We start from the raw sequence: 25,762 nt of genomic DNA on the forward strand, positions 1-25,762 counted from the left end.
CAGGCGCTAGTGGGTAACGCCCACCGCATGTGCGGTGCCGGCCGCCTCGACGCTGTCGGCCAGCATTTCCGCCGTGATCGCGGACAGGGTCCAGCCCAGGTGGCCGTGACCGGTGTTGTAGAACACCGTGGGCAGATTCCCTTGGCCCACTTTGGGCATCATGTTAGGCAGCATGGGCCGCAGGCCAGCCCAAGGCACGACGCGGCGGGTGCTGATGCCAGGGAAGCATTCTTCCACCCAGCGGGTCAGCGGGCGCACGCGATCGGCGCGGATGTCCCGGTTGTAGCCGTTGAATTCCGCCGTGCCCGCTACCCGGAAGCGATCGTCGCCCAGGCGGCTGGTGACGATCTTGGTTTCGTCGTCCAGTAGGCTGACGTCGGGCGCTGAGGCCTGGGAATCGGCATCGTCCAGGTGAACGGTGATGGAGTAGCCTTTCACCGGGTAGATGTTGACCCGATCCCCCAGCTTGGCAGCGAGGGCCCGACTGCCGACGCCGGCGCAGATCACCACACCGTCATAGCTTTGCTGGTCTTGCTGCTCGCCGTCGCTGGACCGGACCCAGGCGGCGTTGGCGTCGGCTCCCAGATCCTCCACCGCATAGCCATAGCGGGTGGTCACGCCCAGCCGTTCGATCGCCTGGGCCAGACCAAACGTGAACTTGTGGATATCACCGGTGGCATCGCTCTCGGTGAAGAAGCCGCCATAGTAGTCGCCGGCCAGGGTCGGTTCGATCGAACGCATCTCGTCCGGGGTGACGGCACGACGTTCCAGGCCGCCGGCGGCCAGCAGTTTGGACACTTCCGCCGCGTGGTCGTAGCCGGACTTATTGCGGTAGATGTGCAGGATGCCGCGCTTTTTCAGGTCGAAGTCGATGCCTTCGCTGCGCGCCCAGTCGAACAGGTACTCGCGGGCGGCGATCGCCATGCGGGTGGTTTCCGTGGTGTTGTGGGCGTATTGCGGAATGGCAGCGATAAACTCGGCGAACCAGCTCATCTTGTGCCAGGACGGCTTGGGGTTGACCAGCAGCGGCGCATCGCTGCGCATCATCCACTTCAGGCCCTTGATAATGGTTTGCCAGTTGTTCCAGACCTCGGCGTTGGACGCCGACAACTGTCCACCGTTGGCAAAGGAAGTTTCCATTGCCGCGTAACGGTTTTTCTCGTACAGGGTCACGTCGAGGCCACGTTTGGCCAGGGAATACGCCGTGGTCACGCCCGTGATACCACCACCAATAACGGCTACTCTTTTCATGAGACTCTCCAGTTTTCCGGCGTCAGAGGTCGCCTTTCAACCTGAATGTGGTTGAAAGCACCCCTTCCGTCACGGAACCTGAGAGATTCACGAGCCGCAATCGTGCAAGCGGCCGCTTGCTCCTTCGGTGTGCCGGGTGACGCTGTCACCGGCAGCTCTTCGGAAAGTGTTTGTGGGGGCGGTCCATTTGCCTGAGAGTTTCCGGGGCTGTTGCTCCTTCGGCGCCGATCCCGCTGGGGATCGATCTCTCCCGCCCACACATTATCAATGCGGTCTACATATGACCGCACGTTCATAATAGCAAAAACCGCCCGGCCCACAAACTGCAGGCCGGGCCAGTGGCCCGGAGAGCCGGTCTCTATTCCACCGTCACACTCTTGGCCAGGTTGCGCGGCTGGTCCACGTCGGTGCCCTTGAGCACGGCCACGTGGTAGGACAGCAGCTGCAACGGCACCGTGTAGACGATCGGGGCCGTGATCGGGTGCACTTCCGGAATCGACATGACGTGCACGTGGTCTTCCTCATGCAGTCCCGACTGGTCGTCGGCAAAGACGAACAGCTCGCCACCGCGGGCCCGGACTTCTTCCAGGTTGGACTTGAGCTTTTCCATCAGGGCGTTGTTGGGCGCCACCGTGACCACCGGCATTTCGCTGTCCACCAGGGCCAGCGGGCCATGCTTCAACTCGCCGGCCGGGTAGGCCTCGGCGTGGATGTAGGAAATTTCCTTGAGCTTGAGGGCCCCTTCCAGGGCCACCGGGAACATGGCGCCCCGGCCGAGGAACAGGCTGTGGCTCTTTTCCATGAAGGCCCGGCTCATATCGGCGATCCGGCCATCCAGGGACAGCACCTGATCCACCTGCCGCGGCACCTCGCGCAGTGCCCGGACAATGTCGGCTTCCTTCTCGCTGTCCAGGCCGTTATGCCGGGCCAGCGCCAGGGTGAAGATCAGCAGCGCGGTAAGTTGGGTGGTGAAGGCCTTGGTGGAGGCGACCCCGATTTCCGGCCCCGCCTGGGTCATGATGACCAGGTCGGATTCCCGCACCAGGGAACTGCCGGGGACGTTGCAGACTGCCAGCGCAGCACGGAAGCCCGCCGCCTTGGCCTGGCGCAGGGCCGCCAGGGTGTCGGCGGTTTCGCCGGACTGGGAAATGGTCAGGAACAGGGTGTCGGGCTGGACCACATGGTGGCGGTAGCGATACTCGGATGCCACTTCCACGGAGCAGGGAATCCCCGCCAGTTCCTCGATCCAGTAGCGGGCCACCATACCGGCGTGGTAACTGGTGCCGCAGGCGATGATCTGGACGTGACGGATACCGGCCAGCAGGTTGCCGGCCTCGGTGCCCAGAGCCTGTTCCAGCACGCGGGAATCGGTTAACCGGCCTTCCATGGTGGCCTGGATCACCCGCGGCTGCTCGTGGATTTCCTTGAGCATGAAGTGGCGATACTCGCCCTTGTCGGCGGAATCGATCGAATGCTCGAAACGCGACACCGGCCGCTCGGCCTCCTGCTCATCCGCGTCCCAGATGCGCACGGCATCCCGGCGGATCTCGGCGATGTCGCCCTCTTCCAGGAACATGAACCTGTCGGTCACCGGCAGCAGGGCCAACTGGTCCGACGCGATAAAGTTCTCACCGATGCCAACACCGACGACCAGCGGGCTGCCGCGGCGGGTGACCACGATACGGTCGGGATCGTCAGCGTGCATGACCGCCAGGGCGAAGGCGCCATGCAGTTCGGCCACGGCCGTCTTGACGGCGGACAACAGGTCCTTCGACTGGCGGAAATAGGATTCGATCAGGTGGGCGACGACTTCGGTGTCGGTCTGGGAGCTGAAAGAGAAGCCCTCGTCCTTCAGTCGGTCGCGCAGGATCTGGTAGTTCTCGATGATGCCGTTGTGGACAATCGCCAGGCGTTCGCCGGACATGTGCGGATGGGCGTTCAGCTGGGACGGGATACCGTGAGTGGCCCAACGGGTATGAGCGATGCCGACCACACCCTGGGGCTCGGACTTTTCCAGCGCTTCGGCCAGGGCCTGGACCTTGCCGACTTCCCGTTCCCGTTGCAGGGCCCCGTCCTCGCCGAGGATGGCCATACCGGCCGAGTCGTAGCCGCGGTATTCCAGTCGCCGCAGTCCTTCCAGCAAGATGGCCGGCACATCCCGTTGTGACACCGCACCTACAATTCCGCACATAATCTTGTCCTGTCGTTCCTGGAGTTACTTCTTCTCGGGCCGGGGCCAGTTCTGGATATTACGCTGACGTCCCCGGGCCACGGCCAGCTCGTCCGCTTCAACGTCCCGGGTGATGGTCGAGCCAGCACCGATGGTGGCATTATCCGCGACCGAGACCGGCGCCACCAGCGCCGTGTTGGAGCCCACGAATACGCCGTCGCCCAACTGCGTCAGGTGTTTGTTCACCCCATCATAATTGCAGGTGATGGTCCCTGCACCCACATTCACGTGCCGGCCCAGAACGGCATCGCCGACATAACTCAGGTGGTTGATCTTGGAGCCCTGGCCGACCCTGGCCTTCTTGGTCTCGACGAAATTGCCCACCTTGGTGTTTTCGGCCAGTTCCGTACCCGGGCGCAGGCGGGCGAACGGCCCGATCTGGGCATGCGCGCCCACATCGGCACCATCGATCACCGTGTTGGCATCGATGCGCGCGCCGCTGCGAATCACCGCGTCACGGATAAAGCAGTTGGGGCCGATGTGGACATCGTCTTCCAGCACTACGCGTCCTTCAAACACCGCATTGACGTCGATCACCACATCCTGGCCCGTCTGCAGGGTGCCGCGGACGTCCAGACGCGCCGGATCCAGCAGGGTGGCACCGGCGGTCATCAGCTGTCGCGCCTGCTCGGCCTGGTACCAGCGCTCCAATTCGGCCAGCTGAATCCGGTTGTTGACGCCCTGCACTTCAAACGCCGTCGCCGGATGCGCCACTTTCACCGCCACGTCGTGGGCCACGGCCATGGCAATAACGTCCGTCAGATAATACTCCCCCTGGGCGTTGCTGTTGGACAGACGCGGCAGCCAGTCTTTCAGGTGCCGGGCCGACAGCCCCATGATGCCCGTGTTCACTTCCTGGATGCGCAGCTGCTCGCTGCTGGCGTCCTTCTGCTCGACGATCGCCTGAACGTTGCCGCCGCTGTCCCGCAGGATCCGACCGTAACCGTCCGGATTGTCCAACGCCACCGTCAGCAGGCTGATCGCCGAATCACTGACCTGATCCGCCAGGTGGCCCAGGGTGGCGGCATCCAGCAGGGGCACGTCGCCATACAGCACCAGCACCCGGGCGTCATCCGGCACATTGGGCAGGGCCTGGGCCACGGCGTGACCGGTACCCAGTTGCTCTTCCTGCAGCACCCACTGGATGTCGTCAGCCGGCGTCGCCGCCCTGACCTGCTCGGCCCCATGCCCGATCACGGTATGGATGCCACTGGCGCCCAGTGCCCGGGCGGTCTCGATGACGTGGTGCAACATCGGTTTGCCGGCCACGGCATGCAGCACCTTGGGCAGCCGCGATTTCATGCGCGAGCCCTGGCCGGCGGCGAGAATGACGACGTGAAGGGGATGGGTCATAGGACGATCGGTTCCTTGGGTGTCGTGGCGGCGATCCGTCGGCCACGGCCTGATGGGTCTGAATTAAAAAAGCCGCATCCCTCGATAACGGGCCGGATCGGTCGTTATGTCGGGAGGCGGCTTTCAGAGTTGCCTGTACGGTAGCGCCGGTGGCGGCTTAGCGTTTCTTCCGCAGCTGCTGGATGGTTCTCAGCTTGGCGGCCGCTTCGGCCAGCTCGGTGGCAGCACGACTGTACTCGAACTCACTGGTCTGGTTCGCCAGTGCTTTCTCGGCTTCACGCTGAGCTTCCTGGGCGGCCGCTTCATCCACGTCTTTGGCGCGGATGGCGGTGTCGGCCAGCAGCGTGATGACCGAAGACTGAACCTCCAGGTAGCCCCCGGACACGTAGAGGATTTCCTCCTCGCCACCCTGCTTGATCAGGCGAACCGGACCCGGCTTGAGTGCCGTCAGCAGTGGCGCGTGTCCCGGTGCGATACCGAGATCCCCTTCCGAACCGGCGGCAATCAGCAGCTCAACCAGTCCGGAGAAGATCTTCTGTTCAGCACTGACGACATCACAATGTACGGTCATAGCCATTTCTTAGCCTCTTTGATCAGTCAGGAAAAGGGGGCCTCTTACTTCTCTTTGGCCTTCATTTCCTTCGCTTTCTCAACGGCTTCTTCAATGGAACCGACCATGTAGAACGCCTGCTCGGGCATGTCGTCATAGTCACCGTTCAGGATTCCCTTGAAGCTGCTGATGGTTTCTTTCAGCGGCACGTATTTACCCGGTGCGCCGGTGAAGACTTCAGCAACGTGGAACGGCTGGGACAGGAAACGCTCGATCTTACGGGCGCGGGCAACGGTCAGCTTGTCTTCTTCTGACAGTTCGTCCATACCCAGGATCGCGATGATGTCCTTGAGCTCCTTGAAGCGCTGCAGAACCGTCTGCACACCACGGGCCACGTCATAGTGCTCGTGACCGATCACCAGCGGATCCAGCTGACGAGAGGTGGAATCCAGCGGGTCGATCGCCGGGTAGATACCCTTGGAAGCGATGTCACGGCTCAGTACCACGGTCGCATCCAGGTGCGAGAAGGTGGTTGCCGGAGACGGGTCGGTCAAGTCATCCGCCGGTACGTAGACCGCCTGGACAGACGTGATGGAGCCGTCTTTGGTGGAAGTGATCCGCTCCTGCAGCTGGCCCATCTCTTCGGCCAGGGTCGGCTGGTAACCCACCGCGGACGGCATACGGCCCAGCAGTGCAGACACCTCGGTGCCGGCCAGGGTGTAACGGTAGATGTTGTCAACGAACAGCAGGACGTCACGGCCTTCGTCACGGAACTTCTCGGCCATGGTCAGGCCGGTCAGTGCCACACGCAGACGGTTCCCGGGGGGCTCGTTCATCTGGCCATAGACCATTGCCACCTTGTCGAGAACGTTGGAGTCCTTCATTTCGTAGTAGAAGTCGTTACCCTCACGGGTACGCTCACCAACACCGGCGAAAACAGACAGACCGGAGTGCTCTTTGGCGATGTTGTTGATCAGCTCCATCATGTTGACGGTCTTACCAACACCGGCACCGCCGAACAGGCCAACCTTACCGCCCTTGGCAAACGGGCAGATCAGGTCGATGACCTTGATGCCGGTTTCCAGCAGGTCCGCAGAAGCAGCCTGATCCGCGTAACCCGGCGCCTTGCGGTGAATCGGCATGCGCTCTTCTTCGCCGATTTCGCCGGCTTCGTCGATCGGGCGACCCAGCACGTCCATGATCCGACCCAGAGTCTGGGTACCGACCGGGACGGAGATCGGGGCGTTGGTGTTTTCTGCCTTCAGGCCCCGCTTGAGACCTTCGGTGCTGCCCATGGCAATGGTCCGTACAACGCCGTCGCCCAGCTGCTGCTGGACTTCCAGAGTTGTTTCACCACCTTCAAGCAGCAGCGCGTCATACACTTTGGGGACGGAATCGCGCGGAAACTCCACGTCGATAACCGCACCAATGATCTGAACGATGTGTCCGCTACTCATGCTCAGTTCCTCGTTATCTTTAAAGTCAATAAAACCAGTTGGATCGTGGGGTCATCAGACCGAGGCTGCGCCGCTCACGATTTCCGAAATCTCTTGGGTGATCGCGGCCTGACGAGCCTTGTTATAGGCCAGCTGCAGATCGTCGATGATGTTGCCCGCGTTATCGGTCGCGCTCTTCATGGCAATCATCCGTGCAGCCTGCTCGCAGGCCAGGTTTTCCATCACACCCTGATAAACCTGAGATTCGATGTAACGTGTCAGAAGACCATCGAGAATCGGCCGTGCATCCGGCTCGTAGATGTAATCCCACTGGCTCTTTTTGACGTCTTCTTCATCAGTGTCCCTGGGCAAGGGCAGGAGCTGTTCCACCGTAGGACTCTGGGTCATGGTGTTCACAAACTCGTTGCTGACCAGGTACAGGCGATCGATCTTTTCGTCCTGGAACGCATCCAGCATGACCTTGACGGAGCCGATCAGCTTGTCGGCGCTGGGCGTATCGCCCAACTGGGTCAGTGCGGAGACGACGTTGCCGCCGTAGTTCCGGAAGAAGGACGCGCCTTTCTGGCCAATGGCGCAAAGATCAGTCTCAACGCCCTTTTCCTTCCATTGCCGCATTTCGCGGACCAGTGTCTTGAACACGTTGATGTTCAGGCCACCACACAGACCACGGTCCGAGGACACCACGATGTACGCCACGCGCTTGACGTCGCGCTCGATCATGAACGGGTGCGTATACTCGGCATTGGCCTTGGCAATGTGCCTGATAACCTGCCGCATCTTTTCCGCGTACGGGCGAGTCGCCTGCATACGCTCCTGAGCCTTACGCATCTTGCTCGCCGCCACCATTTCCATGGCGCTGGTGATCTTCTGCGTGCTCTTGATGCTGGAGATCTGGTTACGTATTTCTTTTCCGACGGCCATAACTCACTGCCTTTTCAAGTTAGACACTCGAGCCCGAAACCAACAGAGCCCGCCGGGTGGGCGGGCCGTCTGTTGTTACCAGGTCTGAGTGGTCTTGAATTTCTCGAGTGCAGCTTTCAGGCCTGAGGCGATCTCGTCGTTGTAATCGCCTTTTTCGTTGATCTTGGCCAGGAGCTCACCCTGTTCGGTGCGCATCCAGTCCATCAGGGCCGCTTCAAAAGCCACGACCTTGTCGACATCAACGTCGTCCAGGAAACCTTCGTTCGCTGCGTACAGAACCGTGCCCATCTCAGCCACGGACATCGGGCTGTACTGGTTCTGCTTCATCAGTTCGGTGACACGCTGACCATGCTCGAGCTGCTTGCGGGTCGCGTCGTCCAGGTCAGACGCAAACTGGGCAAACGCCGCCAGTTCGCGGTACTGAGCCAGGGCCAGACGAATACCGCCACCCAGCTTCTTCATGATCTTGGTCTGGGCCGAACCACCGACCCGGGAAACCGAGATACCCGCGTTCATCGCCGGACGGATGCCGGAGTTGAACAGGTTGGTTTCCAGGAAGATCTGACCGTCGGTAATCGAGATCACGTTGGTCGGTACGAATGCAGACACGTCACCGGCCTGGGTTTCGATGATCGGCAGCGCGGTCAGGGAACCGGTCTGGCCTTTCACTTCACCGTTGGTCTTCTGCTCCACGTAATCGGCATTGACGCGGGAAGCCCGCTCCAGCAGACGTGAGTGCAGGTAGAAAACGTCACCCGGGTAGGCTTCACGGCCCGGCGGACGACGCAGCAGCAGGGAGATCTGGCGATACGCCACAGCCTGCTTGGACAGATCGTCAAACACGATCAGCGCGTCTTCACCGCGGTCACGGAAGTACTCACCCATAGAAGTACCGGCGTACGGCGCCAGGAACTGCATGGCGGCCGGATCGGCGGCACCGGCAGCGACCACGATGGTGTGGTCCATGGCACCGTGCTCTTCCAGCTTGCGCACGACGGCAGCAATGGAAGACTGCTTCTGGCCAACGGCAACGTAGATACACTTGATGCCGCTGTCTTTCTGGTTGATGATCGCGTCGATCGCCACCGCGGTCTTACCGATCTGGCGGTCACCGATGATCAGCTCACGCTGGCCGCGACCGATCGGCACCATGGTGTCGATGGCTTTCAGACCGGTCTGGACCGGCTGGTCGACGGATTGACGGGCGATAACACCCGGCGCGACCTTCTCGATCGGAGCGGTCAGCTCGGCGTTCAGATCGCCGTTGCCGTCGATCGGGTTACCCAGGGCGTCGACAACCCGGCCCAGCAGCTGTTCGCCAACCGGAACTTCCAGGATACGACCGGTGCAACGCACCTTCTGGCCTTCGGCCAGCCCTTCGTAGTCACCCAGGACAACCGCACCGACGGAATCACGCTCGAGGTTGAGCGCCATCCCGAAAATGCCGTTGTCGAATTCAATCATCTCACCGTACATAACGTCGGCGAGACCGTGGATCAGCACGATACCGTCGGAAACCGACAGGATGGTGCCTTCATTACGTGCTTCGGAAGAGATATCGAGCTTTTCGATTCTCTTCTTGATGATGTCACTGATCTCGGATGGATTCAGTTGCTGCATGCCTTTATCCTCAAACCGTTATCTGCAATCAGGAACCTATCGCGTCCGCCAGCTTCTCGAGCCTGCCTCGTACAGAGGCATCGATGACGACGTCGCCCGCGCGAATCAAAACTCCACCAATCAGCGACTTATCCGTAGTGGTAGACAGGTTCACTTTGCGGCCTAGCTTACGGGAGAGTGCTTCCACCAGTTTGGCTTCTTCATCGCTCGATACCTCGAACGGAGACGCCATTTCAACGCTGACGGAACTCTCCAGTTGCGCCCGCAGTCCTTCAAACAAGGCATTGATTTCCGGCAAGAGGGGCAATCGCTTGTTTTCAGCCAGCAGCGCGATGAAGTTGCGCCCCTGCTCTGACAATTTACCCTCGCAGAAATCGGCAAATGCCGATGCTTTTTGCTCGTCCGGAAGGGTCGGATGCGCCATCATGGCTTTCGCCTGTGGGTCATTCGCCACCGCACTCGCGAAAGCCAGCATGTCCGACCACTCTTCGAGCGTGCCGGTATCCTGCGCAATCGCAAACGCGGCGTTCGCGTACGGCCGGGCTAGCGTTATCAACTCTGCCATGTCAAACCCCGTTTACAGTTGCGCAGACAGCTTGTCCAGCATCTCGCTGTGAGCTTTGGCGTCGACAGAGGTTTCCAGGATCTTCTCTGCACCGGTGATGACCAACGAAGCCAGTTCCGCGCGCAGTGCTTCTTTCGCACGGTTCTGTTCCCGTTCGATCTCGGCACTGGCCTGGGCCAGAATCCGCTCGCCTTCGACGCGTGCGTTTTCCTTGGCCTCGTCGACCAGACGGGCCGACCGCTTGTTCGCTTGATCGATGATCTCGGCTGCCTTTTGCTTGGCTTCACGCAGTTCCTGGGCCGCTTTTTCCTGCGCCAGCTCCAGATCACGATTGGCGCGGTCAGCCGCGCTCAGGCCATCGGCAATTTTCTTCTGCCGTTCTTCCATGGCCTTCGTGATCGGAGTCCACACGTACCGCATGGTGAGCCATACAAATACGGCAAACGCGATCATTTGACCGATAAATGTAAGGTTAAAACTCACACCGCTTCTCCACTAAATGGAATGAATTAGGTGGTCAACTTCGGTGCTTAGCCTGCAACAACGAACAGGATGTAGAGCCCCAGACCAACGCCGATCATCGGAACCGCGTCAACAAGACCCATAACAACGAAGAACTGGGTACGGAGCATCGGGATCAGTTCCGGCTGACGTGCGCCGCCTTCCAGGAACTTGGAACCCAGGATACCTACACCGATGGCGGCGCCAACAGCTGCCAGACCCATCAGAATACCGCTTGCCAGTATGATCAGAGCTTGTGCTTCACTCACTTTTTTATCTCCCGTTAATGGTTGAGCTTGGGTTAGGTTTAAACTTTTAGTGACTCTCGCTGGTCTCGAAAGACTGCGACATGTAGACGATGGTCAGAACCATGAAGATGAACGCCTGCAGCGAGATGATCAGGATATGGAACATAGCCCATACAATCTGAAGGCCGCCACCGAAGATGCCCAGAACCGGACCGGCACTGTACATCAGGGCAATCAGGATAAAGATCATTTCGCCGGCGTACATGTTGCCGAACAACCGCAGGCCCAGTGAGACCGGCTTGGCAATCATGTTGACGAATTCGAGGACGAAGTTGATCGGGATGAAAATCGCCTGAACGATCGGGTTCTTGTTGCTGAACGGATGCAGGGTCAGCTCACCAATAAAGCCGCCCAGGCCTTTCTCACGAATGCTGAAGAACAGGATCAGCAGGAAGACGTCGAACGCCATACCCAGGGTCACGTTCGGGTCGGTGGACGGCACCACCTTGAAGAAGACGTGGTGCGGATCCGCACCCAGGACGTGCTCACCGAACAGCTGCGCCACAAACGGCAGCAGGTCGACGGCGATCAAGTCCATGAAGTTCATCAGGAAAACCCACACGAGAATGGTCAGCGCCATCGGGGCGACCAGCGGGTTCTTGTAGGGGAACATGCTCTTGACGTTGTCCTGGACGAAGTCCACGACCATTTCCACGAAGTTCTGGAATCCGCTCGGGGTGTCGGAGGTCATCGTCTTGGCGACCTTGCGGAACATCAGGAAGAAGATCAGTCCCAGAACCAGCGACCAGCCCATCATATCGACGTGGATCGCCATAAAGCCCATCTGCTGGGCCTCTGCACCGTTGTGCGCCATTGTCCAGATAGCCTGGTCCTGACCGGGACGCGTGCCCGCCGGCAGCTGGCCGAATGTCAGGTTCGTCAGGTGGTGATCGATATAACTGGACGCAGTGAGGTTTTCGCTTTCGCCTGCCATGTTCAGTCTCTCAAGCCCTATTTTTCAAAGATTTAGAGCCCCACAGCGCCGGGGCCAATGTATTCGTTGTCAGTACCAGGATAAAGGCCAGAAACAACACCCCGGCATTCAGGGGCTGGACCCACTTGAAAACGGCGGCAAACAAAAGCGCCGTGAGCGCCAACTTGACGACTTCACCCCAGTAAAATGCGCGCACAATGTGGCCCATCGCCCTTGCCGGCCGATAGGCAAAAACCTGTTTTGTAAAAAAGGCGTTGGGAATCGTATAGATCAAACCGCCCAACAGCCCGGAGTACCCGGCTACTTGTCCCGCGATCAGGTACCCAACTCCGGCTATGGCGACAGTGAAGGACAGCTGTATCCATGTCAATCGGTGGACCGGTGGTCGAGTCGCGTCCATCCGGCGACCCGGAATGTTGTTAGAACAGTTTTTCATGTTCCGCGCCACCTGCCGCTGCCGGGTGCTGATAAACCTCTATTGTCAAGGCAGCGGGATTATATGTGTTAACTCAACCGGGTTCAACACAACCCGCCCTGTTATCGGGCAGGGAAAATGCCCTTCTTTGGCACTAATTCCTTGGTTCTGGCGCCTTTCCGAACCATTGTGATCCATCATTAAAATTCATTTTTTAGTGCAATATTTTCGATGTAACCGTCGCCGATGCTGACCGAAAAACACGCACAGCGAGACCCACGCCGATGACTGCGTGCGGTCAGGCGATCACAAAAAAGAGGAGGAAAATGCCCGTCGGAATCAGGCGTTACTTGATATGACCCAGGATGCCATCCAGCTCATCCAGGCTGCTGTACTCGATGACGAGTTTGCCTTTGCCTTTCTGGCCGTGATTGATGGCCACCCGAGCGCCTAAACGCTCGGCGAGATCGTCCTGCAGACGACGGATGTTGGGATCCACCTGCGACTTTTTGTCGCGGCTCGGTGATTCGGCCTCCTGCTGGAGGCGGCGGACCAGCGCTTCGGTCTGACGGACGGAGAGGGATTTGGCCACCACGTGGCGGGCCGCCTGCAATTGCAGCTCCGGCGGCAGGGTCAGCATGGCCCGGCCGTGCCCCATTTCCAGATCCCCGTGTTCCAGCATCACGCGTACGTCTTCGGTCAGGCCGATCAGGCGCAGCAGGTTGGTGATGGTGGTGCGGGACTTGCCGACGGCTTCGGCCACCTGGGCCTGGGTCAGGCCGAATTCGTCCTGCAGACGCTGCAGGGCAAAGGCTTCCTCGATGGGGTTGAGGTTTTCGCGCTGGATGTTCTCGATCAGCGCCATGGCGATGGCGGCTTCGTCCGGCACATCGCGGATGATGGCCGGGATCTGGTCCAGCTCGGCCAGCTGCGCCGCCCGCCAACGGCGTTCACCGGCGATCAGCTCGAAGCGGCCTTCCGACAACGGGCGCACCACAACCGGCTGCATCACGCCCTGCTGGCGAATGGAGTCTGCCAGTTCCTGCAGGGCCGCCTGGTCCATGTCTCGGCGCGGCTGATAGCGGCTGCGCTGGATGAGGTCCACGGGAATTTCCCGCAGTTCACCGTCGTGCTCGCTCAGCTCTTCCCGGTCGAGATTGACCTTGGAGCCTGCCAGCAGCGCTCCCAGTCCGCGCTCACCCAATCCTCGCTTTTTCGCCGCCATCGTATCCGTCATTCTTTATGAGTGTTATCGAAACTGTGTGCCGGGAAGTGTCAGACCGCCACCGGCTGGCTCTGACGCTGCTGTCCGTTACGCCGGACCATTTCACCGGCCAGGGCCAGGTAGGCAATCGCCCCCTTGGAGGCCCGGTCGTACTTGAGCGCCGGTACCCCGTAACTGGGCGCTTCGGCCAGGCGTACGTTCCGCGGGATGACCGCCTTGTAGACCTTGTCGCCGAAATATTCGTTGAGCTGGGCCGAAACATCCAGCGTCAGGCTGTTGCGTGGATCGTACATGGTCCGCAGGATGCCTTCGAGAACGAGGTCCGGATTCACCGTTTCCTGGATCTGCTCCACGGTGTTCATCAGCGCGGCCAGCCCTTCCAGCGCGTAGTACTCGCACTGCATGGGAATCAGCACGCTGTCCGCGGCCGACAGGGCGTTGACGGTCAGCAGGTTCAGCGACGGCGGGCAATCCACCAGAATGTAGTCGTAGCGATCGCGGACGCTATTGAGCTGCAGGCGCAGCCGGTGCTCGCGGCCGATCTCGTTCATCAGCTCGACTTCCGCCGCGGTCAGGTCACCGTTGGCTGGCAGGATGTCGAAACCGGAGGCTTCGGCGAGGATGATCACGTCCGCCGCCGACTGACGCTTGGTAAGCACGTCGTAGCCGGACAGGGCCAGCGCGTTCTTGTCCACGCCGCTGCCCATGGTGGCGTTCCCCTGCGGATCCATGTCCACCAGCAGGACGCGGCGCTTGGTGGCGCTGAGGGAGGCGGCCAGATTGACGCAGGTGGTGGTCTTGCCCACACCGCCCTTCTGGTTGGTCACCGCGATAATGCGCGCCATGGTTAGCCTCCTGTCGTCCGAACGCGATCAATGATAAGCAAGTGACGTGCCCCATCACAACCTGGAATCGACAGCGCAACATCCTCGCGCAGTCGCCAGTCGGAGGGCAAAGCCGCCAGCTCATCTTCCGGGAACTGGCCCTTCATGGCCAGGAACTGCCCCTCATCCGCCAGCAGATGACCGCACCAGGTCACCAGGTTCGCCAGGGCCGTAAACGCCCGCGAGGTGATCTGCTGGAAAGGCTGGTCCGGTTGGTAATCTTCGGCCCGCGCATGCACGACCTCGACGTTGTCCAGCCCGAGTTCCAGCACGCATTGTGTCAGGAATCGCGTCTTCTTGCTGTTGCTGTCCAGCAGGGTGATGTGGCGATCCGGACAGGCGATGGCCATCGGAATGCCCGGCAGGCCCCCGCCGGCGCCCACGTCCAGGATAGAAGAGGCCTGTACGTAAGGCAGGATCGCCAGGCTGTCGAGCAGTTGTCGGGACACCATCTGATCCGGCTCGCGGACGGCCGTCAGATTGTAGGCCCGGTTCCATTTCTGCAACAGACCCAGAAACGCCAGCAGGCGTTCCCGGGTGGCATCGGACAGGTCCAGCGCCAGGGCCGCCAGGCCGCTATCCAGCTGGGACGGCCAGTTGGCCGGAATACCCTGACTCATGCGGATTGCTTGCGCAGCAGGTCACGCTTCTTGAGGTGCACCAGCAACTGGGAAATCGCCGCCGGGGTCACGCCCTGGATCCGCGACGCCTGGGCTACCGTTTCCGGCCGCACGTCCTTGAGCTTCTGCTTGATCTCGTTGGACAGGCCGCCCACCGCATCGTAGTCCAGATCCACCGGCAGCGGCAGGTTCTCGTTACGACGCAGGCGATCGATCTCCGCTTCCTGGCGCGAGATGTAGCCTTCGTACTTCACTTCGATCTCGACCTGACCGGCCACGATTTCCTCGGCCTGCTCGCCGCTGATCTCGGCAATGTGCGAATAGACGATTTCCGGCCGACGCAGCAGATCGGCCAGGGTATGCTCTTTCTGCAGCGGCTTGTTCAGGTACCGGTTGGCCCGCTCGGCTTCCGGCGTATTCGGATGCACGTGGGTCTTGTCCAGACGCTGACGCTCAACCCCGATCGCATCGCGCTTGGCGTTGAACTGTTGCCAGCGCGCCTCGTCCACCAGGCCCAGCTTGTGGCCGGTTTCGGTCAGGCGCAGGTCGGCGTTGTCCTCGCGCAGGATCAGGCGGTATTCCGCCCGGCTGGTGAACATCCGGTACGGCTCGGAGGTGCCCATGGTGATCAGGTCATCCACCAGAACGCCGAGGTAAGCCTCGTCCCGGCGCGGGTACCAGGCGTCTTTCTCCTGCGCGCGCAGCGCGGCGTTGATGCCCGCCAGCAGTCCCTGGGCGCCCGCTTCTTCGTAGCCGGTGGTGCCGTTGATCTGACCGGCAAAGTAGAGCCCGCCAATGAACTTGGTTTCCAGCGTGTGGCGCAGGTCCTGCGGGTTCAGGTAATCGTACTCGATGGCGTAACCCGGCCGCGTGATGTGGGCGTTCTCGAAGCCCGGAATCGAACGCACCGCCTTGAGCTGGATGTCGAACGGCAGACTGGTGGAGATGCCGTTGGGGTACAACTCGTTGACGGTCAGGCCTTCCGGCTCGACGAAGATCTGGTGCGAGTCCTTGTCCGCGAACCGGTTCACCTTGTCCTCGATGGACGGGCAGTAGCGCGGCCCCACACCTTCGATATCACCCGCAAACATCGGCGAGCGGTCAAAGCCACTGCGGATGATGTCGTGGGTTTCCTCGGTGGTGCGCGTGACGTAGCAGCACACCTGCTGCGGGTGCTGGTCGCGGGAGCCCATGAAGGACATGACCGGCGTCGGGTCGTCGCCCCACTGCTCCTGCATGACGGAGAAGTCCACAGAGCGGCTGTCGATGCGCGGCGGTGTGCCGGTCTTCAGGCGACCCACGTTGAACGGCAGCTCGCGCAGACGCTGGGCCAGGGCAATCGCGGGCGGATCCCCGGCGCGACCACCGGCGTGGTTCTTCAGGCCCATGTGGATAACGCCGCCCAGGAAAGTACCCGTGGTCAGCACCACGTTGGCTGCGTTAAAGCGGATCCCGGTCTGGGTCACGACGCCGCGCACCTGATCGCCCTCGACGATCAGGTCATCGGCGGCCTGCTGGAAGATGGTCAGGTTGGGCTGGTTCTCAAGCACTTCGCGAATGGCCGCCTTGTACAGGACGCGGTCAGCCTGCGCCCGGGTCGCCCTGACGGCCGGGCCTTTACGGGAGTTGAGCACCCGGAACTGGATGCCGGCGCGGTCGGTGGCCTGCGCCATGGCGCCGCCCAGGGCATCGATTTCCTTGACCAGATGGCTCTTGCCAATCCCGCCGATGGCGGGGTTGCAGGACATCTGACCCAGGGTTTCAATATTGTGGGTCAGCAGCAGCGTACGGGATCCCATCCGCGCCGCCGCCAGGGCAGCCTCGGTACCGGCATGGCCGCCGCCGATTACGATGACATCGAAACGATCCGGGAATTCCACAGTACACCTCAAGCGACATAGAAAAATGGGGCAGAAGTATACCGGTTACAGGGAAAAATTTGCAGGGGCGATGAATAATTTTTAACCACCCCTGGCAGTGCCCTGATTGTTGGCACCGAGCTTGTTCCACTTTTTGAGAAAAATTCTTATCCGTCAGCCGTTTGGATGGCACTCCTCAGAAAAGTTTTCAAAACACTTATCCACATTGCGGTCAAGTCCTAAAATGCATCTTAAACCACTTAACCGATTGATTTAAAAGAACCTGTGAAAAGGTATCCCAAAGCTACCCCCGGGTTATTCATAAACTTATCCACAGGTTCTAGGGATTTTCCGCAACCGGTCATGCCTGACCGCCCCGCAGGTCACGGACAGTCGCTTCCAATCCTTCGGCGCTCACCTGCTCCGGCGACCAGATGGGACCGGCCACCAGTCCGATCCGGGACCAGAAGCGTTTGGGCGGGTGCGTTCCGGCCGCGCCGCCCTTGTGGCTGAATACGCTACCCCAGAGGCCCTGCAACGCCATGGGCACCACCGGGACGGGCGAGCGTTCCACCAGCGTCTCGATGCCTTGGCGGAACTGGTCGATCTCGCCATCGGTGGTCAGCTTGCCTTCCGGGAAGATGCACACCAGATGACCCGCCGCCAGCTCCTCCGCCACCTTGTCCATGGCCGCGTGATACACCTCCGGCTTCTTGCTGCGCGGGGCGATCGGAATTGTCTGAGCCAAGCGGAAAAACCCGCCGATCAACGGCAGGTTGAAAATCCGGTCATCCATTACGAAACGCACCGGACGCTTGACCGCCCCGGCAATCACCAGCGCGTCCATGTAGGACACGTGATTACAGACGAGGACGGCCGGTCCTTCTTCCGGAATATGCTCCAGCCCCTCATGGCGAACCCGGTAAATCGTGTGGGACAGGCACCAGATGATGAAACGCAGGGCAAACTCCGGCACCTGGCTGTAGACGTACCCCGCCACCACCAGATTGGCGATCGACAGGACCAGCAGGAATTCGGGAATCGACAGGCCCAGCGGGCCCAGCATCAACGCCCCGACCAGCGCACTTACCACCATGAACAGCGCGTTGATGACGTTCAGGGCGGCGATGACCCGGGCCCGCTTGCCCGGCTCCGATTCCTGTTGCACGAACGCGTACAGCGGCACAATGAAGAAGCCGCCAAACAGGCCCACACCGAGCAGGTCGACCAGCACCCGCAGGCCTTCGTGATGGGTCAGGAGGACCCACCAGTCCGACTGGACCGGCGCCGCCGGCACGCTGAAATAGAGATCCACGCCGAACAGGCTCAGGCCCAGCGAACCGATCGGCACGATGCCCAGCTCCACCCGATGGCCGGACAGCTTTTCGCAGAGCATGGAGCCCAGGGCGATCCCGACGATGAACACCGCCAGCAACAGGGTGACCACGGACTCGTCCCCCAACAGGACCACTTTGGCGAAATTGGGGAACTGGGTCAGGTAGGCGGCCCCCAGGAACCAGAACCAGGAAATGGCCAGCACGCTCTGGAACACCGCGTGGTTTTCCCGGGCGATGCGGATCAGCGCCCAGGTCTGGCGTAGCGGCTGCCACTTGAGAGGCATCTCCGGCACCGCCGACGGGGCCGACGGCACTTTCCGGGCCGCCAGATAGCCAAGCACTGCCATCACCAGAACACCCAGCGCCACCCAATGCTCGGCAGCGCCCAGACCCATGACGACCCCGGCCGCCAGCATGCCCAGCAGTATGGCCACGAACGTGCCCATCTCCACCAGCGCGTTGCCGCCAACCAGTTCGTCGTCCGCCAGCACCTGCGGCAGGATGGCGTACTTCACCGGTCCGAAGAAGGTGGACTGCGCGCCCATCAGGAACAGCAGCCCCAGCATCAACGCATACCAGCCCAGCCAAAGGCCAACAGCCGCGACCAGCATGATGGCGATCTCCGCCAGCTTGACCCGGCGGATCACCAACGCCTTATCGTACTTGTCCGCAATTTCGCCGGCGATGCCGGAGAACAGGACGAAGGGCAGGATAAACAGCAGGGCGGCGAGATTGACCGCCACATCGGTCGGCAACCCCAGCAGCCCCCGCGCCAACCCATAGGTGATCATGAACAGCAGGGCATTCTTGAAGAAGTTGTCGTTGAGCGCCCCCAGGAACTGCACCAGGAAAAACGGCAAATAACGCCGCTGTCCCAGTAACCGGAACTGGCTCTGGTCTGCCATCGTCGAATTCGTCCTTATTCGGTTATCGTTCTCTTTCGCCGGCCGGGAAAGTCCATTTTGTCGATCAACGGAAAAGTCTGCGCCAAGCCCCGACCCTGCGCAAGATACGGCGATACGGCTTTCATCAAAACGCCCTGATTCGGGGCAATTGCACCATCTCTGCTCACAATATCTGTCCAGTCGCACAGGATCCGGGAGATCGATCCTTATTTGACGCGCCAATAATGAAGTATGCGTCAGTTTATTAACGAAATGGCACAGGATTCGCATTCATTCCATGGCAGATCAATCACCGGTGGCTTGCGTAAAGGGGTTATGGCACCCCACCAGGGACGGTTGCGAGCGACCCGTTATCAACGCGATGGAGTGCCACTGCCGGTCCGTGTCCGGCCGGGCGGTCGTGCCCCAGCACGACACCATTCAGCCCAGACAAGAGGCCCCATGCCGAACATCGCATCTTTCAACAGAGCCCAATGTGGACGCCGCCCCCATCGGCTTGCGGACATTGAGTTCAGCTCAGCGTTCCAGCCCATCTTCAGTCCGACCCATCAACGGTTGGTGGGCTACGAGGCGCTGATGCGGGGTCGCTACGACGAACAGCCCGTGTCGCCCCCTGAGGTGTTCAAGCTGGCCGAAAAGGCCGATGCCGTGGCCTCCCTCGACCGTCAGCTGCAGTCCCTTCACCTGCGGCAGTTCGCCCGCCATGCGCCATCCACCTGGCTGTTCCTGAACATCACGCCCACCACCTGCGTGCAACCGGCGCAAGCCATGGCCCATCTCGACCGCGTCTGCCAGAGCCAGGGGCTGCACCCGGAGCAGGTGGTGCTGGAGGTGGTGGAGACGGCCACCGACGATCAGGCCCGCTTGCTGGACTTTATCCACCTGGCCCGGGAACGGGGGTTCCAGATCGCCATCGACGACTTCGGCATCGGCGATTCCAACTTCGAGCGGGTGTGGCAGCTGGAGCCGCTGATCATCAAGATCGACCGCAGCCTGCTGGTGAACGCGGAGAGCCACCTCCGGGCGCGCCAGCTTCTCAATGGTCTGGTCAGCATGATTCGGGAAAGCGGCAGCCTGGTGCTGATCGAGGGCATCGAAACGCCCGCCCAGGCGCGGATTGCCCTGGCCACCGAGGCGGATCTGTTGCAGGGGTTCCTGTTCGGCCGCCCGGAGGTGTTGGGCAAGCCAAGAAATGCGCCGGAACTGGATTTTAGCCGCCACCTGGCCAGTTATCGCCAGCACAGCCGGCGCAACAGCGACCAGCACGGCGATTATCTGCGTCAATTGCGGGCGTCACTGCTGGATGCCTGCCACGGATTGTCCCACGGCGGAGACCTGGCGGCGGCATGCGGACAACTGCTGGCCCAGGACGGCGTGCAACGCTGTTTCCTGCTGGACCAGGCGGGCATCCAGCAGGGTGGGTTGGCGAGCAAGAATCACGTCCGCCGAGACGTCTATTTCAACCCGCTCTACCAGTCCAGCGGTGCCTGCTGGTCCCATCGGGACTATTTCCGCCAGGCCCTGGAACGGCCGCACCGGATCAACGTCTGTCGCCCCTACGTGGCCCTGCCCGACGCCATACGCACCGTGACCCTATCGGCCTGCATCTCACGCGGCGGCGGCACCCAGGTGTTCTGCGTCGACATCCATCCGGACGCCCTGTTTGACGGTCAGCTGGCCTTCCCCGACAGCCTCTGACGCGCTCAGGCCTTATCCCGGCGCGGGGCTTCGGCGCCACCGGCCACCGCACCGGAGCGGCCCAGTCGGTTGAGTTCGTCCTGCAGCTCCCGATCCACCGTATTGGCGGATTTGGCGAAGCGGGCAATCAGGCTGTAGAGCACCGGGATAATGAACAGCGTCAGCGTGGTGGCGAAGATCAGGCCACCCAGCACCACCACACCGATGGCCGCCCGACTCTCGGCCCCGGCTCCGGTGGCAATCACCAGGGGAACGGCCCCGAAAATCGTGGAAATGGTCGTCATCAGCACCGGGCGGAAGCGCAGGATCGCGCCTTCCACGATGGCGTCGTGGACACTGTAGCCTTCATCCCGCAACTGGTTGGCAAATTCCACGATCAGGATGCCATTTTTCGCCATCAACCCTAATAGCATGATGATCCCGATCTGACTGTAGATGTTCAGGCTGATCCCCGAGAGGGCCAGTGCAATCAGCGCACCGGTCACGGCCAGGGGCACCGACAGCATGATGATCAGCGGATGGATCCAGCTTTCGAACTGGGCCGCCAGCACCAGGAAGACGATGACGAACGCCAGGATGAAGGTGACGTAGATCGCATTGGACGAGTCCACAAACTCCCGGCTCAGCCCCTTGTAACTGATGCGGGCTTCCGGCGGCAGGTTATTCACAGCCAGCTGGTTCATGTAGCTCAGCGCCGAGCCCAGGTCATACCCCGGTGCCAGGGAGCCGCTGATCACCACCGCCGGCAGCCGGTCGATGCGCCGCAGGTCGGGGTTGGCGCCGATCTCCTGCAGGTTCACCAGCGCGCCGAGCGGGATCAGGTCACCGCCGGCCCGGGGCCGCAGGAAGATGTTGCTCAGGTCGGTGGGCGTGGCCCGGTCGGCGTCGGCGGCCTGCAGGATCACGTCGTATTCGCGACCGCGATCCAGGTAGGTGGTCACCTGCCGCGAGGCCAGCATGGTCTGCAGGGTGGAGCCCACGTCCTGCACGGTCACGTCCAGGTCCGCCGCCCGCTCCCGGTCCAGGGTCACCCGTAGCTCCGGCCGGGTCAGTTCGAAATCCGTTTCCAGGTTCTGCAGGCTGGGATTCTCCTTGGCCCGTTCCAGGATTTCCTCGCTCCAGCGCTGCACCGTGTCGTAATCCGGCCCGCCGATGACGAACTCGATCGGCTGATTGAAGCCCCGCTGACCCAGACCGGGCGGATTCACGGCCACGGACCGCACACCGGGTACCTCTTTCAGCTTGGGTCCGATTTCAGCCGTCAGCGCCTGCTGTTTGATGTCTCGCTGATCCCAGGGGGTCAGGCCCATGATCAGGAAGGCGTTGTCCGCTTCATCGCGAAAGCCGGTGATGGACAGCAGCCGGTCCGCCGCGCCCTCGTCAATGTAGGGCAGCAGGCGCTGCTCGATCTGCTTCACCTGCTGATCGGTGTATTCCACCGTCGACCCCCGCGGCGCCTTGGTGGGCATGATGATAACGCCCCGGTCCTCGGTCGGTGCCAGCTCCTGCGGCAGGCTGGGGAAGATCACCGCCGACAGCAGGATACCCGCCAAACCCAGCCCCAGCAGCAGGCCGGGTTGGCGCAGCGAAAAGCGCAGCAGCCGTTCGTAGCCCCGGTTCAACCCGCCGAATACCTTCTCCGACGCCGCCCAGAGGCGATGCCCCTCGGCACTGACCGGGCTGTGCTTGAGCCACTTGGAACAGAGCATGGGCGTCAGGGTCAGCGCCACGATGCTGGAGACGATCACCGCGCTGGCGAGGGTAAACCCGAATTCGCTGAACAGGCGACCGATGTTGCCGCCCATGAAGGAAATGGGCACAAACACCGCCACCAGCGTCAGCGTCGTGGCGATGACCGCAAAGGCCACCTGACGGGCACCAAAATACGCAGCCAGCAGGGGCGGCTCGCCCAGATCGATACGGCGCTGGATGTTCTCCAGCATGACGATGGCATCGTCCACCACCAGGCCGATCGCCAGGATGATCGCCAGCAGCGTCAGGACGTTGATGGAAAAGCCCATGATCCCCAGCCCGATAAAGGCACCGATCACGGCGACCGGGATGGTCACCGCCGGAATCAGGGTCGCGCGCCAGGAGCGCAGGAACAGGAAGATCACCAGGATCACCAGTGCAATGGCAATGCCCAGGGTGAACATCACCTCCTTGATGGAGGCGCGGATGAAGATGGATTCGTCGTAGCTCTGGCGAATACTGACTTCCGGCGGCAGGGTCTCGCGGATTTTCTCCATCTCGGCCCGCACCCGATCCGATACGGCCACGGTATTGGCCTTGGACTGGCGGATGATGCCCATGCCGATTGCGGTGCGACCGTTGGCCCGCAGTCGGCTGGTGTCCGATTCCACGCCCATCACCACATTGGCCACCTCACCCAGGCGCAGCAGGTCGTTGCCGTCCCGGCGGATCACCATATTGCGGAATTCGCCCACCGTGGATAAACGCCCCTCGGCCCGCACGGTGAAATCCCGGGTGTTGGATTCGATCGAGCCCGCCGGCAGCTCCACGTTGTTGGCCCGCAGGGCCGCTTCCACCTCCGCCACGGTAATGTTGCGCGAAGCCAGTTTCTCCCGGTCGAGCCAGACGCGGATGGCGTAGCGGCGCTCCCCGCCGATGCGCACGTCCGCCACACCGTCGAGTACGGACAACCGGTCCACCAGCACCCGTTCGGCAAAGTCGGTAAGCTGGGCGGAGTCCCATTCGTCACTCTGCAGGGTCACCCACATCATCGGCCGGGCGTCGGAATCCGCCTTGCGGATAACCGGCGCGTGGGCCTCTTCCGGCAGTTCGTCTACCACCCGGGCCACTGCATCGCGCACGTCGTTGGCGGCGACATCGATGTCCCGCGAGGTGGTGAACTCAATGGAGGTGCGGGATTCCCCCTGCTCGGTACTGGACTCGATCGAACGGATCCCCTCAACGCCGCTGATGGCGCCCTCGATCACCTGGGTGATCTGGGTATCGACCACTTCCGCGGCAGCCCCGGTGTAGTCGGTGGAAATGGAGACTTCGGGCGGGTCGATGTCCGGATACTCGCGCACCGGCAGACCCCGCAATGCCGCCAGGCCGAAGACCAGGATCAGCAAGCTGATGACCGTCGCAAAAACCGGCCGTTTGATGGAGACGTCGGACAGGATCATGGATGGCTACTCATCCTTCCCGTCGGTCGGGCCAGTCGCCGCCGATCAGGTTGGCGCCGCCTTCCAGCACGTCCAGGGCATCGCCGCTGCTGAGCCGGTCCTGGCCGGTGATCACCACGGCGTCGTCTTCGGCCAGGCCGCTGATGACCTCGACCCGGCCCGGTGATCGGGTACCCAGATTGAGGATCTGGCGTCGCGCCGTGCCGTCCACCGCTGTAAACACATACTGGGTGTCGCCGCGGGTCATGATCGCCTGCTCGGGAATCACCAGCGCGCGCCGGGTGTCCAGCGTCAGCGACACCGCCATGAACAGGCCCGGCCGCAGCAGGCCGTCGGGGTTGCTGATCAGCGCTTTGACCGGCAGTGCGCGACTCAGCGGATTGAGGCGGGAATCCAGCTCCGCCAGGCGACCGTCGAAGGACTTGCCCTGATAGGCCGCGGTGCTGGACTGCAGGGGCTGGCCCAGACTGATCTGGCCCAGGTAACGCTCGGGAATGGAAAACGCGAGTTCCATCGGATCCACCGCATCCAGGGTCGCGATGCTGTCACCCGCTTCCAGGTAGGCGCCCACGCTGATGTTGCGCAGACCAACCACGCCGGCAAACGGCGCTTCGATGCGGTGATTCTCCAGCCGCACTTCCGCCGCCGCCTTCTGGGCTTCGGCCACGCTCAGGGCGGTGCGCAGCTCATCCACCTGGGACTGGGAGATGCTGTTGTTGGACTGCAACCGCGACGCCCGGTTGAACTTGGTGCGGGCGTCCTGCAGCTGGGCCTGGGCCACCTGCAAATCGGCCCGGGCCTGACGATCGTCCAGCTGCACCAGCAACTGCCCCTTGCGGACCGGTTTGCCCGGGTCGAAGTTCAGCTCTACGATGCGGCCACTGACCTCGGCGGTGATCATGATGTCCTCGCGGGCCTGGAGCGTGCCCACCGCCTCCACCACGTCCTGCACTTCCGCCATGCGCGGATGGACCACGTTGACCTTAGTGGCCGGCCGGGGCTGGTCCATCGCGGTTGCCGCCTTCTGTTGCTGCATCCACATGAAACCGCCGGTCGCCCCACCGGCCAGAATCAGCACCAGCAGGGCAATCGCCACCTGCTTCCCCATGGTTCTCTCCATGCCCTGATCGGGGTCGGTGCCCCGCGTTGTCGAAATCGTCGGCTACTGGTTACTTGCCGGCTCGCGGCGAATCACCAGGACCAGTTCCCCCACTTTGACGCCCCACTTACTCATCCGCGTCTGGTTGATGACGGTGTCGTCCGTCACCGCGTACATCCAGTCATCCAGGCGCACGTCGATGGTATCGTCGTCATAGGGCACCCGCAGCACGTAATTCATGTGAATCGCATTGCCCTGCCACTGCATCAGCCCCGGCTCCACCACATCGCCGGCGGTCGCTCGATAGCCACCCTCCACCGGCGTCAACGTCCAGGTGCGGGTCTGGATTTCGCCGTCATCAAACCGGAAGGTCTCATCCAGCGTGCCCACGCCCTGCCCGTTCCAGCTGGCCTGGATGTCCGCATCGAAGGTGCGGATCACTTCGCCGCCGAAATCCTTGACGATGCCTCGGGCCGACAGGGTGCCGTCGAAGAACGTGCGCGGCTCCAGGGTCGGCGTGCGATCGCTGTAATCGGTCAGGGACGGACCGGCGCAACCCGCCAGGATGACTCCCATCAAAATTACGCCGATCAGACCCGGGAGGCTACTGTGGGAACGCAACTTCCACCTACTTTGCATGATCTTCCTACCTGTTGTCGGTTAAAACGGGTTACCAGGCTCATACGCCCCGTCGCCACAGACGGACCAGCGCGCAGAAATTGTCATTCAAGGCCAAGAGATTGAGGTCAACGATTGGCCGCCATGCCCCACATGACCCGGAGGCGGCGGCTCCTGACACCCTTCCGTCATTTCAGCCAATTGGCTAATCCGACAGACCCCCAGGCGCTTTTCGTCAATGGCAGCCTCTGGCGATT

At 61.7% G+C, this 25,762-nt stretch carries 21 protein-coding genes and 1 riboswitch; of the genes, 1 reads left to right on the forward strand and 20 read right to left on the reverse strand.

All coding sequences use genetic code 11. The features are described from left to right. Positions 1–6 precede the first annotated feature (6 nt). The 17 genes from EB809_RS05695 to EB809_RS05775 all read right to left on the reverse strand — a co-directional run bounded on the left by EB809_RS05695 (position 7) and on the right by EB809_RS05775 (position 18,935). The gene (locus tag EB809_RS05695; RefSeq protein ID WP_123633854.1) at positions 7–1,251 is read right to left on the reverse strand and encodes a D-amino acid dehydrogenase; all 1,245 of its coding nucleotides are present in this window, start codon (positions 1,249–1,251) and stop codon (positions 7–9) included. A 169-nt stretch (positions 1,252–1,420) separates the two neighbouring features. Next, positions 1,421–1,514: riboswitch (glycine riboswitch) on the reverse strand. Positions 1,515–1,609: 95 nt separating this feature from the next. After that, positions 1,610–3,442: a glutamine--fructose-6-phosphate transaminase (isomerizing) gene (glmS, locus tag EB809_RS05700; protein ID WP_123633855.1), complete on the reverse strand. Its 1,833-nt coding sequence runs from the start codon at positions 3,440–3,442 to the stop codon at positions 1,610–1,612. A gap of 24 nt (positions 3,443–3,466) precedes the next feature. Next, on the reverse strand, positions 3,467–4,834 hold the full coding sequence (gene glmU / locus EB809_RS05705) for a bifunctional UDP-N-acetylglucosamine diphosphorylase/glucosamine-1-phosphate N-acetyltransferase GlmU (RefSeq protein WP_123633856.1): 1,368 nt from the start codon (positions 4,832–4,834) through the stop codon (positions 3,467–3,469). A gap of 157 nt (positions 4,835–4,991) precedes the next feature. Then, on the reverse strand, positions 4,992–5,411 hold the full coding sequence (locus EB809_RS05710) for a F0F1 ATP synthase subunit epsilon (protein WP_123633857.1): 420 nt from the start codon (positions 5,409–5,411) through the stop codon (positions 4,992–4,994). A gap of 38 nt (positions 5,412–5,449) precedes the next feature. Continuing rightward, the gene (gene atpD / locus EB809_RS05715) at positions 5,450–6,841 is read right to left on the reverse strand and encodes a F0F1 ATP synthase subunit beta (RefSeq protein WP_123633858.1); all 1,392 of its coding nucleotides are present in this window, start codon (positions 6,839–6,841) and stop codon (positions 5,450–5,452) included. A gap of 54 nt (positions 6,842–6,895) precedes the next feature. Then, positions 6,896–7,762, reverse strand: a complete 867-nt coding sequence (atpG, locus tag EB809_RS05720; RefSeq protein WP_123633859.1) for a F0F1 ATP synthase subunit gamma — start codon at positions 7,760–7,762, stop codon at positions 6,896–6,898. Between the two features lie 75 nt (positions 7,763–7,837). After that, positions 7,838–9,382, reverse strand: coding sequence for a F0F1 ATP synthase subunit alpha (gene atpA / locus EB809_RS05725; RefSeq protein ID WP_123633860.1), 1,545 nt, complete (start codon positions 9,380–9,382; stop codon positions 7,838–7,840). Between the two features lie 28 nt (positions 9,383–9,410). Beyond that, positions 9,411–9,947 carry a F0F1 ATP synthase subunit delta gene (locus EB809_RS05730; RefSeq protein ID WP_123633861.1) on the reverse strand — a complete coding sequence of 179 codons (537 nt, stop codon included), beginning with the start codon at positions 9,945–9,947 and terminating at the stop codon, positions 9,411–9,413. A gap of 12 nt (positions 9,948–9,959) precedes the next feature. Then, positions 9,960–10,430, reverse strand: coding sequence for a F0F1 ATP synthase subunit B (locus EB809_RS05735; protein ID WP_123633862.1), 471 nt, complete (start codon positions 10,428–10,430; stop codon positions 9,960–9,962). Positions 10,431–10,477: 47 nt separating this feature from the next. Beyond that, on the reverse strand, positions 10,478–10,717 hold the full coding sequence (atpE, locus tag EB809_RS05740) for a F0F1 ATP synthase subunit C (protein WP_008940031.1): 240 nt from the start codon (positions 10,715–10,717) through the stop codon (positions 10,478–10,480). Between the two features lie 46 nt (positions 10,718–10,763). Beyond that, positions 10,764–11,690, reverse strand: coding sequence for a F0F1 ATP synthase subunit A (gene atpB / locus EB809_RS05745; protein WP_123633863.1), 927 nt, complete (start codon positions 11,688–11,690; stop codon positions 10,764–10,766). Between the two features lie 10 nt (positions 11,691–11,700). Further along, positions 11,701–12,126: an ATP synthase subunit I gene (locus EB809_RS05750; protein ID WP_123633864.1), complete on the reverse strand. Its 426-nt coding sequence runs from the start codon at positions 12,124–12,126 to the stop codon at positions 11,701–11,703. A gap of 325 nt (positions 12,127–12,451) precedes the next feature. Further along, on the reverse strand, positions 12,452–13,330 hold the full coding sequence (locus tag EB809_RS05755) for a ParB/RepB/Spo0J family partition protein (RefSeq protein WP_123633865.1): 879 nt from the start codon (positions 13,328–13,330) through the stop codon (positions 12,452–12,454). A 50-nt stretch (positions 13,331–13,380) separates the two neighbouring features. Next, positions 13,381–14,175 (reverse strand): ParA family protein, encoded by a 795-nt coding sequence (locus EB809_RS05760; protein WP_123633866.1) that lies wholly within the window; start codon positions 14,173–14,175, stop codon positions 13,381–13,383. A 2-nt stretch (positions 14,176–14,177) separates the two neighbouring features. Next, complete coding sequence (gene rsmG, locus EB809_RS05765) at positions 14,178–14,834, reverse strand: 16S rRNA (guanine(527)-N(7))-methyltransferase RsmG (protein WP_123633867.1); 657 nt, start codon at positions 14,832–14,834, stop codon at positions 14,178–14,180. Then, positions 14,831–16,714, reverse strand: a complete 1,884-nt coding sequence (mnmG, locus tag EB809_RS05770; RefSeq protein ID WP_123633868.1) for a tRNA uridine-5-carboxymethylaminomethyl(34) synthesis enzyme MnmG — start codon at positions 16,712–16,714, stop codon at positions 14,831–14,833. Before mnmG ends, rsmG begins: the two co-directional genes overlap by 4 nt. A gap of 340 nt (positions 16,715–17,054) precedes the next feature. Next, a complete protein-coding gene (locus tag EB809_RS05775) occupies positions 17,055–18,935 on the reverse strand; it encodes an MFS transporter (protein WP_123633869.1) in 1,881 nt (626 codons plus the stop codon). Between the two features lie 441 nt (positions 18,936–19,376). On the opposite strand from EB809_RS05775, the gene EB809_RS05780 reads away from it, so the two are divergent. Then, the gene (locus EB809_RS05780) at positions 19,377–20,633 is read left to right on the forward strand and encodes an EAL domain-containing protein (RefSeq protein ID WP_123633870.1); all 1,257 of its coding nucleotides are present in this window, start codon (positions 19,377–19,379) and stop codon (positions 20,631–20,633) included. A 5-nt stretch (positions 20,634–20,638) separates the two neighbouring features. Here EB809_RS05780 and EB809_RS05785 read toward each other — a convergent pair whose 3' ends face one another. The 3 genes from EB809_RS05785 to EB809_RS05795 are packed head-to-tail and all read right to left on the reverse strand — an operon-like array spanning position 20,639 to position 25,463. Beyond that, the gene (locus EB809_RS05785) at positions 20,639–23,788 is read right to left on the reverse strand and encodes an efflux RND transporter permease subunit (protein ID WP_123633871.1); all 3,150 of its coding nucleotides are present in this window, start codon (positions 23,786–23,788) and stop codon (positions 20,639–20,641) included. Positions 23,789–23,798: 10 nt separating this feature from the next. Then, positions 23,799–24,896, reverse strand: a complete 1,098-nt coding sequence (locus tag EB809_RS05790) for an efflux RND transporter periplasmic adaptor subunit (RefSeq protein ID WP_123633872.1) — start codon at positions 24,894–24,896, stop codon at positions 23,799–23,801. A 54-nt stretch (positions 24,897–24,950) separates the two neighbouring features. Then, positions 24,951–25,463: a DUF3833 domain-containing protein gene (locus EB809_RS05795; RefSeq protein WP_223807830.1), complete on the reverse strand. Its 513-nt coding sequence runs from the start codon at positions 25,461–25,463 to the stop codon at positions 24,951–24,953. Positions 25,464–25,762: the final 299 nt, after the last annotated feature.

Source organism: Marinobacter sp. R17, assembly GCF_003789045.1.
Classification (GTDB): domain Bacteria; phylum Pseudomonadota; class Gammaproteobacteria; order Pseudomonadales; family Oleiphilaceae; genus Marinobacter_A; species Marinobacter_A mangrovi.